The 13,758-nt window shown below is 45.0% G+C and carries 9 protein-coding genes; 4 read left to right on the forward strand and 5 right to left on the reverse strand.

The genetic code is table 11. The features are described from left to right. Positions 1-70 precede the first annotated feature (70 nt). The 4 genes from FHS10_RS20660 (at position 71) to FHS10_RS20675 (ending at position 3,993) form a co-directional block, all read left to right on the forward strand. Positions 71-472 (forward strand): HYC_CC_PP family protein, encoded by a 402-nt coding sequence (locus FHS10_RS20660; RefSeq protein ID WP_259094182.1) that lies wholly within the window; start codon positions 71-73, stop codon positions 470-472. 67 nt (positions 473-539) lie between these two features. Continuing rightward, positions 540-1,103: a helix-turn-helix domain-containing protein gene (locus FHS10_RS20665; RefSeq protein ID WP_259094184.1), complete on the forward strand. Its 564-nt coding sequence runs from the start codon at positions 540-542 to the stop codon at positions 1,101-1,103. 22 nt (positions 1,104-1,125) lie between these two features. Further along, positions 1,126-1,641: a DUF3347 domain-containing protein gene (locus FHS10_RS20670; protein WP_259094186.1), complete on the forward strand. Its 516-nt coding sequence runs from the start codon at positions 1,126-1,128 to the stop codon at positions 1,639-1,641. Positions 1,642-1,680: 39 nt separating this feature from the next. Then, complete coding sequence (locus FHS10_RS20675) at positions 1,681-3,993, forward strand: multicopper oxidase domain-containing protein (protein WP_259094188.1); 2,313 nt, start codon at positions 1,681-1,683, stop codon at positions 3,991-3,993. Between the two features lie 180 nt (positions 3,994-4,173). Here FHS10_RS20675 and FHS10_RS20680 read toward each other — a convergent pair whose 3' ends face one another. The 5 genes from FHS10_RS20680 to FHS10_RS20700 form a co-directional block, all read right to left on the reverse strand. After that, the gene (locus FHS10_RS20680; protein ID WP_259094190.1) at positions 4,174-6,129 is read right to left on the reverse strand and encodes an alpha-L-arabinofuranosidase family protein; all 1,956 of its coding nucleotides are present in this window, start codon (positions 6,127-6,129) and stop codon (positions 4,174-4,176) included. Between the two features lie 160 nt (positions 6,130-6,289). Then, positions 6,290-8,116: a glycoside hydrolase family 35 protein gene (locus tag FHS10_RS20685; protein WP_259094192.1), complete on the reverse strand. Its 1,827-nt coding sequence runs from the start codon at positions 8,114-8,116 to the stop codon at positions 6,290-6,292. A 44-nt stretch (positions 8,117-8,160) separates the two neighbouring features. Next, positions 8,161-10,590, reverse strand: a complete 2,430-nt coding sequence (locus FHS10_RS20690; protein ID WP_259094194.1) for a glycoside hydrolase family 2 TIM barrel-domain containing protein — start codon at positions 10,588-10,590, stop codon at positions 8,161-8,163. A 19-nt stretch (positions 10,591-10,609) separates the two neighbouring features. Further along, the gene (locus tag FHS10_RS20695; protein WP_259094196.1) at positions 10,610-12,148 is read right to left on the reverse strand and encodes a glycoside hydrolase; all 1,539 of its coding nucleotides are present in this window, start codon (positions 12,146-12,148) and stop codon (positions 10,610-10,612) included. Between the two features lie 51 nt (positions 12,149-12,199). After that, entirely contained in the window at positions 12,200-13,702 is a 1,503-nt protein-coding gene (locus FHS10_RS20700) for an RICIN domain-containing protein (RefSeq protein WP_259094197.1), read from the reverse strand. Positions 13,703-13,758: the final 56 nt, after the last annotated feature.

Consider the following 13,758-nt stretch of genomic DNA (forward strand, 5'->3'; position numbering starts at 1 on the left):
TAAATTATATAACAAATTTACAGAATTCTGTAAAAAGGCAACTTACAGAATATAGTATATTTGTGTAGCAATGAAAAGAGCAGCAATTATCAGCATGGCAGCATTTTACCTGTTACTTACAACAGGGATGTTTGTTTGTATTGTTCATTGCAGCGCTCAAAGCCTTGTTGCAACGCCGCATATGGCCAAAACACATGCAGGTATGGATATGCACGGTGGCAAAAAGCATTGCGATGGAAACAAAGATTGCGGCTGCTGCAAAAAGCATGGCAATTACGTTATTAAAGAAAACATTAAGCCGGGTTTTGAAGTGCAGTTTGCACAAACGGCCAGCCCTGTTGTGCAACCGGTTACCCTTTACTACTATCCCAACCTGCCTGCTATCAGCACCACTTCGTGGACCGAAGGCAAAGCCCCACCAGGGAAAACGGGCAGGCTCATTTCTATTCAATACCACTCACTCCAAATTTGATCCAGGCAGGCCATAATTTTTGGCAGGGACAACTATTGTCTGATTTTTATTGCTTGAATCAAAAAACATGAAATTACATATCAAAAATATGGTTTGCGACCGTTGCATTATGGTGGTACACCAACAGTTACAACAGCTGAATTTACAGGTAGATGAAATTACTTTGGGAAAGGCTTCTGTAAGCCCCGATCCGGATGAGAGCCAGTTATTGGCCATTGCAGCATCTTTAAAATTGATGGGATTTGAACTGATTGACAATGAGAAACAACAGCTTATTGAACGGATCAAAAACATCGTTATACAACAGGTCCATCATACCGATCTATCAAAAAACCACATCAATTTTTCGGACTTAATTGCTGCCCAGCTTTTTAAAGATTATGCTTATTTAAGCCGGCTGTTTTCTGAATATGAGGATATCACCATCGAGAAATTCATCATTCAGCAAAAGGTAGAAAAGGTAAAGGAACTGCTGGAATACGGGCAATTAAACTTAAACGAGATAGCCTACCAAATGGGCTATAGCAGCAGCGCCCACTTATCAAGCCAGTTTAAAAGTATAACAGGCCTTACCCCAAGCCAATACAAAACTGATAAAAACAACGGGCGCAAACCTTTAGACAAAATTTAAACAACCATTAATTTATACCATCATGAAAATCATTAAAATCGCTTTATTAGCACTTACCTTTTCAGGGATATTTACACAATTAAAAGCACAGGATGCCGCAGCAATCGGTGCCGTAAACAATGTTATTACAGCTTATTTTGGCGTTAAAAACGCGCTTACCACCGATAATTACGAAGGCACTAAAAACAAAGCAAAAGAATTACTAACGGCTATTAACGCGGTACCGGCCGATAAGCTGAGCGCCGACCAGAAAAAGCTATGGACTGCTTACAGCGAAAAACTACAATTTGATAGCAGGCACATGAGCGAAGCGCCAGGCCTTGATCATCAGCGTGAGCATTTCACCAGCCTGTCAAAAAACATGATTGAAGTAGTAAAAGGTTTAAAATTGAATACCGTCGTGGTTTATGAGCAATACTGCCCAATGAAAAAAGCAAGCTGGCTAAGTGAATCGGCTACGGTTAAAAACCCTTTTTACGGCAAACAAATGCTTACCTGTGGTAAGGTCACAGCTACACTGGCCCCTGCCACAAAATAAACTTATAAAAGCCGGCTGCAATGCCGGCTTTACCGTATTATGAAAATCCGTTTTTTAATTATTGTTAACCTGCTTTGCTCGGTTGCTGCTTTTGCGCAGCACGGCGGCATGTCCATGAAAATGGGTAATAAAGAACCTCAAAAAAGGCTGCCGTTTTTTATCAAAATAGGCAAACGGGATATTTACCATCTGTACATTGCCGATACTACCGTAAATTACACCGGTAAACACAGGCCCGCCATGGCCATCAATGGTTCTATCCCTGCCCCAACCCTTACTTTTACCGAAGGTGATACCGCCGAAATTTATGTTCACAATGAAATGATGATGGAAACGTCCATTCACTGGCATGGGCTGATATTGCCCAATCGGTATGATGGCGTTTCTTATTTAACCACGTCGCCGGTTAAGGCTGGCGAAACGCATTTGTATAAATTTCCGCTGGTACAAAATGGTACTTACTGGTACCACTCGCACACCATGACCCAGCAGCAAAGTGGCATGTATGGCGCTTTCATCATCCATAAAAAAGAAGAAGCCGCCATGCCCAATTATACCCTGCTGCTGAGCGACTGGATTGACGAAAACCCCGAACAGGTGCAGCGCTCCCTGCATAACGCTACCGACTGGTATGGTATTCGCAAAGGCAGCACTCAAAACTACCTGGAAGCTATAAAGGAAGGTCATTTAAAAACCAAGGTAACCAATGAGTGGAAACGAATGATGGCTATGGATGTAAGTGACGTAGCTTATGACCGTTTTTTCAGCAATGGAAAAGTAGAGAGTCAGGCACCGCAATTTAAAGCCGGTGATAAGGTACGCCTGCATATTGTTAATGGCGGTTCATCAACTTATTTCTGGCTGAAATATGCCGGAGGAAAGATCACCGTAGTAGCCAATGATGGTGAAGATGTACAACCCGTAGAGGTCGACCGGCTGATTATTGCCGTGGCCGAAACCTATGATGTGGAGGTTACCATCCCCCAAAATGGCAGCTATGAGTTTTTGGCAACGCCGGAGGACCGTACAAAATATACCTCATCGTGGCTTGGCTCCGGCGAGAAACATGCCGCTGCCCGCTTGCCAAAATTGAAATACTTTGAGGGTATGAAAATGATGAACGGCATGATGACCATGAATGGCGATATGAAGGAAATGGACGGCATGGTGATGAACAACCAGGTAATGGATATGAATACCGTAATGTATCCCGAAATTACCGGGGATGCTAAACCGACCTCATCAACTGCTGCCATGAAAGATATGCCGGGGATGGATATGAGCGGTGGCTCAGCTGCCGATAAGGGCATGGCAAATATGAATATGAGTAGTAGTTCACCTACCGATATCGTAACGCTTAATTACGGGATGCTAAAGGCAACAAAACCAACCACCTTACCCAGCGGCCCCACTAAATTACTCCGGTTTGATTTAACCGGCAACATGAACCGCTACGTTTGGACCATCAATAATAAAACCGTATCTGAGGCGGATAAAATATTGATTAAGCAAGGCGAAAATGTGAGGATCATCCTGTATAACAACACCATGATGCGGCACCCGATGCACTTACACGGGCATTACTTCAGGGTATTGAACGGGCAGGGGGAATACTCCCCACTAAAAAACACGCTGGATATTATGCCCATGGAAAGAGATACCATAGAGTTTAGGGCTACAGAAAGCGGGGATTGGTTTTTTCACTGCCACATCCTTTACCATATGATGAGCGGGATGGGGCGCATTTTCAGCTATGAAAACTCGCCACCAAATCCCGAGATCCCGAACCCGGCCCAAGCCATTAAAAAGATCTATGCAGATGACCGACACTTTTATGCCACAGCCAAATTAGGCCTGGAAAGCAACGGTAGCGACGCAACAGCCTCGTTAGCCAATACCCGCTGGAAAATATCAACCCTATGGCACCTTGGCTTAAATGACTCTAAAGGTTATGAAAGCGAAACCATGGTTGGCCGTTACTTTGGGCAGATGCAATGGTTATATGCCTACGCTGGCTTTGATTATCATTATAAAAAGGAAGCTATTGGCGAGAGAAACCTTTTTGGGCAGGTTAGCAATAAAAACAACCGGCACACAGTGGTAGCTGGTTTGGCTTATACCCTGCCCATGCTATTTGTAGCCGATGCCCGTATAGATGGTAACGGCAAATTAAGGTTTCAGTTAGGCCGGGACGATATCCCGCTCACTAGTCGCTTGCGTTTTACCGTTATGGGCAATACCGATAAAGAATACGCTGTTGGTTTCAGGTATATTATGACCAAGTATTTTTCATTATCAACCCATTATGACAGTGACATGGGACTGGGTGGGGGGCTTACCTTAACCTATTGATATGTTTGCTTAAAAACTTGCGAAGTTTTGAAAATTTCGCAAGTTTGAGATATTTTTTGAATTGATTTATCATCGCCCAGGACTTCCATTAAAAAATGACTTGTACCGCGTAATACGCATTTATTGGGATAACGGTATTTGACCTCACAGGTTGTTCCCGTACATATTTTTTACAGTCTCTTATTTCCCGGCTTTAATCCTCACAATGCTCAATGAATAAGCTGGTACGGTAAATTTCCATTGTTTTGGCATATTTATCACTGTTGTTTTAGGAAGCACTTCGGCAGGATGCGCAGCGGTATTTGCAACCTTAGCATCGCCACAAATTATTGTAAAAGTTGCTTTCTGCGCTAATTTGCCCAGTTTAGCTAAGTTGGCTGTGCCAAAAAGTTGTGTTGAACCAGCATTGGCAATTTTCAAAATAACATCTCCCGTAACAGAATCCTTTACACAAGATGCCCCGGCGGTTGTATCTGCCGATGTAAAATTAATTATCCCCGGCAGGTACTCATCGCCTGCATTACTGGCAAACTGCTGCTGCACATAATAATTCACCGTCGGAAAAACGTGCTTCCCGTCAAAATAAATGAGGTTGGGATTCCATGACGTATGCCCTATCCTGGCTATAAGTGGCGCGTATGAGGCCATGCGTACTACATCGCCATTGCGCTCTAAATTAGTCATGTAAACAGCCTCTGCAAGGGCATTAAACAGGGTGTTACCCCATGAGGCGTATTCGCCAACATATACTTTTGAATTGAGCCTGTTATAGCCATCATAGCGAGACGTGTTTTTTAAAAACCATTCGGGCTTCTCGTAATAATGTTCGTCCACCGTGCCTACAGCAAGCTGATTGGCCAGTTTCCAGCCCTTATCAAAATCCTCCCCGTTAGGACTCGGTCCTACCGTACCTATAATCTTAATTTCGGGATGCGCTTTGTGCACAGCATCGTAAATCATTCTGAAGCGTTCTTCAAACACACCGGTAATCTTATCTTCGTTGCCGATGCCCAAATATTCAAGGTTAAATGGTGCGGGATGACCGGCCGCTGCCCGCTTGGCCCCCCAGGTAGAGGTTACAGGGCCGTTGGCATATTCTACCAGATCGAGGATATCCTGCACATAGGCATCCATGTCTTCCATCGGGATACCTTTTTGCCCGGTTGAGCCAATTTTCCAGGTACCCCCCGAATTTTGGCAGCTTACGCCAGCCGCAACTACCGGCACCGGTTTGGCACCAATATCTTCACAAAACCTAAAATACTCGTAATAACCTATACCAACCGATTGGTGATAGTTCCAGATATTGCGCTGCTCTACCCTTTGTTCAACAGGACCAATGGTATTTTTCCAATGGTAAATATTGGCAACACCATCCCCATGTGTAAGGCAGCCACCAGGGAAACGCATAAACTTAGGTTTAATATCGGCAATGGTTTGTGCCAGATCTGCCCGCATACCGTTTTCACGGTTTTTAAAAGTTTCTTCGGGAAACAACGACACCATATCAATACCGACTTTACCAGGTGATTTCACCAGTAATTGCAGCATTGCACTATCCTCATCAAAATTCACTTTTATTTTTTCCGAATATTTCTTCCAACCTTTGGCCGATGCTGTAAACGAGGCTGTACCAAGCTCCCGGCCCTTTGTATCAACCAGTGAAACGGTTAAAGGTAAAGGCTGTGAAGAGATCACGTTCAAAAACACAGAAAAATTATAATACTTTCCCCCACGTACAGGTATGCCATCAAAGCCACCGTTTTCAAGTCCTACCCCCTTTTGTCCGGCATCCTGAATATCCAGTAATATATAATGCGGATTGTTCTGATGGATTGGGTTTGCCGTCTCTACCGAAATAGTGCCATACCCAAAGCCATCGGTTTGATATTTCCACGCAGTCATTGAATTCCAGTCGCGGTTATCGGCAGGATTATATTCAAACGAACGGTTTTGTACCAGTTCGGCATACAAACCACCATCGGCTGCATAACTCAGGTCTTCAAAAAAGATCCCGAAAAGATCCGGGCTTATTTTTTTAGGTTTTGCATCAATAGCTTTTTGTTGCGCAAAGGCATCAAACTGCATCAACGCCGCCATTAGCAGCAAGGCTCCGTATCGCATTTTTATCAACATAAATGTTTATTATAGGAGTTTTTGTTTCGTCAAACAATTGCTGTCCGCTCCCGGAAATCTATCGTATAACATTACCGCAAGATAAAAAAGGTTTTAATATTAATTGTGAAAACAACAATCAATATTAAAACCTTTTTACTTTTTTTCTAATTTCAGGGCCTTACTTAATAGAATCTAAAATGGCATGATCAATTGCCGTGATCTCATTTTTATCTGTTTTAATAAGCTCAAGCACCACTACTTCATTATTACCATGCTTCAACCATTCGGCAGGCACGTATAATGTTTGCTGCGGACCAACATACCAGTACCGCCCAAGGTTATGCCCGTTTATCCAAACGGTGCCCTTACCCCATTTACTCATATCCAGGTAAGTATCTGCAACCTTGTTAAGGCTAAACGTTCCTTTTTTGAGAGAGGGCTGGCCTGCAATTTTTGAAGCTGTTTTTAAACTGACTTTAGTAATATCGTCAAAAGGCAAGCCATACATTTTCCAGTTTTTAAGCTCTTTGCCGGCAAATACTACGCTTTCGGTAATGCCCTTGGTATTTTTAAGTAAGTACGGACCAAAATTGATACGGCCAAGATTTTCAACCAATATATCCAATACCACTTTGCCTTTGGGCAGGGTGAGCGAAGCGCTATCCAACTTATTACGCCTATCCAATATAGCTACGCGTTTGCCATTTACATATACCAAACCGTAATCGCGCAGGCCATTAATTTTAAGTGTTCCTGATGCGTTGCCATTAAGTGTTGTACGATATAACACAAAGCCGTATGCCTGGTTAAGATCTTCAAAAGTTAACGGCGTAGCATTTAATTTAGGGGCAGGTAACAGGCTAAACACGCTTGCCGATTGGGTAAGCTTAACAGCCGCGATACTCATTGACGGCTTAGCCTGCGGCACCGCGGGCAGGGTTTGCCCGGTAGGCAGGTGTTTGGCAATCACCGCGCGAAATTTCATGTACTTATCGGTAGCGTTGCCTGCTTCATCAAGCGGGGCATCATAATCATAGCTGCTAATCTGGGGCTCGTACGGGTCTTTGTCGTTATAATTAGCACCGTTCATAAAACCGCGGGTGGTACCGCCATGAAACATATACATGTTGATAGAAAGACCTGCACCTAAAACGGCATCCAGCGGGGCCAGGTATTTTTCGGCCGGTACGGTGTGGTGTTTAGTTCCCCACCAATCAAACCAGGCCGGGTACCACTCGGCTATAAAGTAAGGCCCTTTACCACTATGGTTTTCGCCTATCAGCCTTTTTACCTTGGTTACATCATCTACGCCGTTAATGGCGGGCAACAGGCCTGGCAGGTGACCGTCTTTAATGGCTGGCTCCGGGTCGCAGGTGTATAGCTGTCCGTCAAAGCCGGCATCGATGAACATTTTTTGGTTAAGTGCCAGGTAATCTTTATCGCTGCCGTATGATCCGTACTCGTTTTCTATCTGCACCATCAAAATATTACCGCCGTGGTTTACCAGCAATGGCGATAGCTGTTTACCTACCTGGGTAAGGTATTTTTTATAGGCCTCCAGGTATTTAGGCTCTTTGCTGCGCACTACCAGGCCTTTTTCTTTTTCCAGCCAGTACGGGTAGCCACCAAACTCCCATTCGGCACATACGTAGGGGCTTGGCCTTAGTATTACCCAAAGACCTTCTTCCTGCGCGGTTTTAACAAAGGCGGCAATATCGTTGTTGCCGGTAAAATCGTAGTGCCCTTTTTGTGGCTCATGCACGTTCCAAAAAACGTAAGTGCCAATGGTGTTTAAGCCCATGGCTTTGGCCATGCGCATACGCTGCCGCCAGGCCTCACGTGGTACACGGGCATAATGCATTTCGCCCGAGATAATTTGTAAAGGCTTGCCATCAAGCAAAAATGTACTATCGCCAAGGGCAAAGGTGTGTTTAGCATTTTGAGCTTGCAACCCTGCCGACTTGAACAGGATCACAAACAGGAACAATAATTTTATAAGCTTCATAAATTAAAAAGTACAGGATATAGTTTACAGGAATGAGGGAATTATTATTTTACAGTTAATGTTACGGTTGATGATTTGAGTGTGCCGGCGCTAAACTGCACCTGCACAGTGCCTGGCTTGCCGGTTGTTTGCACATAGGCTATTAAACGCCCGTGCAAAGCTTTACGCTGATTGGCCTGGTAGCTTTCATGGCTACTATTGCTGCCGCTTTCCAGGCCCAACAATTTAGCCGGACCGGTAATGGCTACCGAAACTTCATTAGCAGCATTAAATACCCAGTTGCCATCTTTATCGGTTATATAAATCTCAACCTGGCTCAAACCCTTTGTTTTGCTACCAAACACATCATTATCCACTATCGTGCTAATCTGATAGGCCTCGCCGGTTGTTTTGATGGGATAAGCACATGCCTCAGTACCATTATTATACCCTTTAGCTACCAATTCGCCGGGCTGGTAGTCAACTTCCCACGAGGGTACGTGGCCTTTTGCCGTGGCACGCGATTGACGGCCAAGCGATTTCCCGTTCAGGAACAGTTCTGTTTCCTTGCAGTTGGTAAAGCAATCCACTTTTACTTTGCTGCCCGCCTGCCAGTTCCAAACTGGTTCGGCAGTGCGATGGCTCCAGATGCCTTTATCTTCGGCTTTGGTAATTTCACGGGCACCTATGTACACCATTGGCTTTGCCGACCATAAGCTTTGCCTATAAAAATATTCGGGCTTTTTAAACCCTGCTAAATCGATCAAGCCGGCACCGTTACTGCGTTGCGGCCATTTGCCGGCCTCACCCAGGTAGTCAATGCCGGTCCACAGGTACTGGGCCGAAATGTATTCATTACTGTCAACCGCGGCCCAGGCCTGCTGTGCCATGCCGTTTTCGCTGCCGTAAATAATGCGGTTAGGGAATTTTTTATGATCATCGGCGTAGCGGTATTCCTGGTAATTATAGCCCACTACATCTAATTCTTCGGGGTAACCTACCTCGTTTGACATGACCACACCTGCCAATGCCGCTGTTACCGGGCGGGTGATATCAACAGCTTTTACCGCTTTTACCAGTTGATGCGCTATCGGCGTTAATCCGCTGGCTGCCGGGTGATCGGGCAGGTAGCCTTTGCCATAGATCTGTGGGTTGCGGCCCGTATTTAAAACTTCGTGGGTATATGGGTCATTCGGGTAATCTATTTCGTTACCAATGCTCCACATAATGATTGATGGGTGGTTACGTGCCCGCATCACCATATCGTTTACATCCCTATCGGCCCATTCTTTAAAATATTCGTGGTAACCGTTTTTTGAGGGCGTGCCCACATTCCAGCCGGCAACCCATTTATTTTTGCCTATCTCCCACTCGTCAAAAGCTTCATCCATTACCAAAAAGCCCATTTGATCGCACAGGTTGTACAAATAATCGGCATGTGGGTTATGGCTTAACCTCAATGAATTTACGCCTGCATCTTTCAATATCTTCAGCCTGCGCACCCAAACCTCCTCAGGAACGGCAACACCTAAAGCGCCCGCATCGTCATGGATACATACGCCTTTTAGCTTGGTGCTATTATCGTTTAAAAAGAAACCCTTGTCCTTATCAAAACGGATGCTGCGGATACCCACAGCCTGTGTAACCTGGTCGGTTATTTTGCCATTACGGTTGATAGATACCTGCAATTGATACAGGTTAGCATTTTCGGTATCCCATAATTTAGGCGATGTTAAAACCTGCTCAAACTCCACATCGTGCTTACCGGGTTTTACACGGACTTGCTTTTGCAGCGATAAAGCAACTTGAGCATTGGCATCAAGCAGGTTAATTTTTGCGGTGACCAATGCCGTAGCTTTAGTACTGTTGGTTATGGCTACTTTAACTTTTATAAGCGCTTTTTGTGCCGATACTTCAGGCGTAGTAAATGCTACATCCCATGGGCCGGTATGCACAGGATCTTTTACAATAAGATAAACATTACGATAAATGCCCGAGCCGGTGTACCAGCGCGAATCGGCAAATTCACTGTGGTCAACTTTAACTGTGATAGTATTTTTACCCTTAAAACTCAGATAAGGATTTAGCTCATACTGAAACGAAATAAAACCATTAGGGCGCTTGCCTAACAGGTGCCCATTGAGCCATACTTCGCTGTTTTTATATACGCCATCAAAATAAATATATACCTGTTTACCCTGCCAATTGGCATTGCCCGAAAACGTTTTAGTGTACCAGCCAATGCCGCCGGGCAGGTAGCCGGTTGCGCTTGCCCATTCATCACTAAAAGGCCCTTCAATACTCCAGTCATGCGGCAGATTGATGGTTTTCCATTGCCCTTCGGCCTTTACACCGGTGATACCATCGGTGATATCGCCTTTGTGAAAACTCCAGCTCGAATTAAATAATACAGGTGCGCCGGTTTGTGCCTTTAACACACTGGGCGAAAGGGTGAGCACAAGGGCAGAAAGAAACAGGTAGATTTTATTTTTCATGATAGTATAGATGCGAAGTTTATTTGACAACACCGGTAAGGGTAATCACTGAACGCCCCGGTACAACGTTACTGTCGCCCGTTATTTTACCGGCCTTCAGTTCGGCATCTGCCGATGTAAGGTACGATGACGTAAACTGTATTTTTGACTTCCCTGTATTGAAAACTGTTGTAATATTTTCATTACCAGGGTTGATGATAACCACGGTTACATTCTTCCCGTTTTGATAGGCCGAAACCAAAAGCGATTGGTTCCCGGTAGATGATGAAACAGCATCAACCCTTAATGCGCCGGGCCGGATGAAGCGGCTATAGTTACCCAATGCCCAAAGCATTTTACTGGCGTAAAAATTACCATCAGTTTTATTTTTGTCGATGTAGATCAATCCATCTTTATAATCATAGGCCGATATCGCCGTCCACCATTGCCAGGCAGATGCGTTGGCGACAGTCAAATCGGTATGGATAACGGATGCTAAATATAATGCGGCGTTGATACCCAGGTCGCGGTGGTTACCATCTATTTCGCCGGCGTTATCGCCCAAAATACAATATTCAGATTGCCAGAAATTCAGTCCTTTAATAGCGGCAATCGTGTCTGCCAAGGCCTCGCGGGTTTTCACGGCCAAACTCATTGGAGATGTAGTGAAATAGCTATGGGCAGCTATCGTTTTGCTTACGGCCAGTAGGTCGCCAATATAATTGGGAGATCCCTGTCTGAAAAAATCATTTACCTGGTTGCCCTTACCCGGCTTATCGCCGGTGGTAAACAGGTAATTGATACTTCCGGCTTCGCCTACCAGGATCTTCGAATCCAGCTTATTACTTACAAATTCTTTATTAATTGAGCGCATCACACCCGCTATCTGGGTGTTGGTGTAGGGGTTTCCTTCCTGGCCGCCATCGCTCCAATCCCACTGGGGCTCGTTGATGGGGCTTATATAATCAAACTTAACCTTACTTACTTTTTGTACGCCGTTTACAACATCATAAATATACTTAGCAAAGGCATCATACTTATCGGGCCCGATATTTACTTTACCGCCATTGGCAAACGCTTTTCCGTTAAGCGTAAACTGCACCGGCGGACTATTAAAAAAACCTAAAAACTGTTTTACACCACGCTGTTTGGCGGCCTTTAAAAACCACACCTGCCCGACCTGATTTTGCCAGTTGTAGCTGCCATCGTTATTTGTAAATGACTCTGCCCTGCGCCACTCATCCTTTATACCGCTGTCGCCACCATGCTGGGCGCTGCCTGCACCAAAATTAAAACGCCATAAAGAAAGGCCAATCCCTTTGGGCGATCCATCGGCGCTGTTATCAAGACTAAAGAGCAGATCCGCAATTTTCCCGCGCTTTTTATCCGGCCAATTCCCTACAAACTGGCACGACCATGCATCTGACGCGGCAAAATTGCTGATGATTTGATGTGTTTTATTAAGGTTAATATCAATTGTAACCTGTTTGATTTGGCCGCTTGCCACAAGAGTGTTTAAGCCCAACGCGGCAATAATTACCAGTACTTTTTTTTGTTTAGTATATCGTTTTATCATCATGTATAAGCAGCAAAAGAACAGTGCTGTAGCGCACCGTTCTTTTACATTATTTTATTGTTGTACAATTTGCCATTGCTGGTTATTGGCACCGCTATACGGCCATTGAATAATGCCCGCGCCATTGGTTGTAGATGCGCCGTTAACATCAAGCGCAAGCCCGCTGTTACGGTTAATAGCTTTGTAAATGCCGGTATTTGTTGAAGTAAGCGCCCATTGCTGGTTGTTACCGCCATTCCATGGCCATTGGATAATGCCGGCTCCGTTAGTTGTTGCCGCGCCGTTTACATCAAGCGCCTGACCGCTGTTACGATTGGTAATTTTGTAGTAGCCGCCGCCATTATCGGTTATTACCCATTGCTGGTTGTTGCCGCCGTTTTGTGGCCATTGTATAATACCCGCGCCATTAGCGGTTGAAGCCGCGTTAACATCAAGCGCCTGCCCGCTGTTTAAATTAAGCAAACGGTAGTAAGCCCCGGTATAAAACACATCGGTACCACCAGTACCTACACCCCAGGCATATTTAAGCCTGCTTAAACCGGAAGCATTGGTATTTGATACAGTAAGGCTTGTGCCGCTACCTCCCAAAGCTTCCATAGCATAACTGTCGCCGGTACGGATGCCGGGCCAGTATACCGCGCCCATGCCAAATGAACGCACCTGGTTGGTTAAGCCTTGCAGGTAGGCTATCTCCTGGTCGCCGCCGATAGCACCGGTATAATTTTTACCGCCATTCATAGGTACACCAAATTCAGTTAATACGGCGCGGCTGCTGTAGCTGCCAATATTACCCCTTAACCTGCTTTCCCATTGCGCAGCGGTGGTATTGGTACCGTTACTAAAAAAGGTATAATCATGTATAGATAACAAACAGCCCGAAAAGCGGCTGTCAGCCCCTACCCCGGTAATATCCTGTGAATAAGAAGTACCGCTGATTAAGATCCTACCCTGCGGAACTGAAGGGTAATTGCTGAGCCATTGGGCACAAATGGTTGTCCAGTCGGTTAATGAATAACCGTGTGGCTCATTAAATATCTCAAAGTATACGTGTGTATTGCTGCCGTACTTGGTAACAATGGTTTGCCACATTGACCAAAACTGGGTGGTGTTATCAATTTTGCCATCCTCAGATGAACTGCCTTCCCAGCAGCCCAGAATCACGTTCATCCCTTTACTAACCGCCTTATCAATTACGCCGGTATAAGAGTTCCACCAGGTTTGTGATACGGTTGAATAATTTACGGGAATCCTAACCGTGTTTGCACCGGTATTGGTTTGGATGCCACTTAACACGGCATCGGCCTTGGCAGATACAGTTGCGTAACTATCTGCCGAACTCAAGCCACTCAACACTAAAATGCCATCGCTGAAATTATCGCCATCGGCAGCCCAGTTCACGCCTTTCAGCGCGCTTGCCGGTGTCGAATCCAGTTTAATATCGGCATTGCCTGTTTGTGTTTCTGTTTGAGTTGTGGCTGGCTTGCTTACTATCATATCCTTTTTACACCCTGCCGCAAGGCAGCACATCGCCAATAATAAAATACGTTCCTTCTTCATAATTTTATAGGTTGATATTGGGTTTAGAAAAAAGGGAGAAGAAAAGCTTCTTCTCC

This window comes from Mucilaginibacter dorajii (genome assembly GCF_024808255.1).
GTDB lineage: Bacteria > Bacteroidota > Bacteroidia > Sphingobacteriales > Sphingobacteriaceae > Mucilaginibacter > Mucilaginibacter dorajii.

Coding starts and splice junctions, on each gene's coding strand:
- FHS10_RS20660 (WP_259094182.1), top strand. CDS start 71: ATGAAAAGAGCAGCAATTATCAGCATGGCAGCATTTTACCTGTTACTT.
- FHS10_RS20665 (WP_259094184.1), top strand. CDS start 540: ATGAAATTACATATCAAAAATATGGTTTGCGACCGTTGCATTATGGTG.
- FHS10_RS20670 (WP_259094186.1), top strand. CDS start 1,126: ATGAAAATCATTAAAATCGCTTTATTAGCACTTACCTTTTCAGGGATA.
- FHS10_RS20675 (WP_259094188.1), top strand. CDS start 1,681: ATGAAAATCCGTTTTTTAATTATTGTTAACCTGCTTTGCTCGGTTGCT.
- FHS10_RS20680 (WP_259094190.1), bottom strand. CDS start 6,129: ATGTTGATAAAAATGCGATACGGAGCCTTGCTGCTAATGGCGGCGTTG.
- FHS10_RS20685 (WP_259094192.1), bottom strand. CDS start 8,116: ATGAAGCTTATAAAATTATTGTTCCTGTTTGTGATCCTGTTCAAGTCG.
- FHS10_RS20690 (WP_259094194.1), bottom strand. CDS start 10,590: ATGAAAAATAAAATCTACCTGTTTCTTTCTGCCCTTGTGCTCACCCTT.
- FHS10_RS20695 (WP_259094196.1), bottom strand. CDS start 12,148: ATGATGATAAAACGATATACTAAACAAAAAAAAGTACTGGTAATTATT.
- FHS10_RS20700 (WP_259094197.1), bottom strand. CDS start 13,702: ATGAAGAAGGAACGTATTTTATTATTGGCGATGTGCTGCCTTGCGGCA.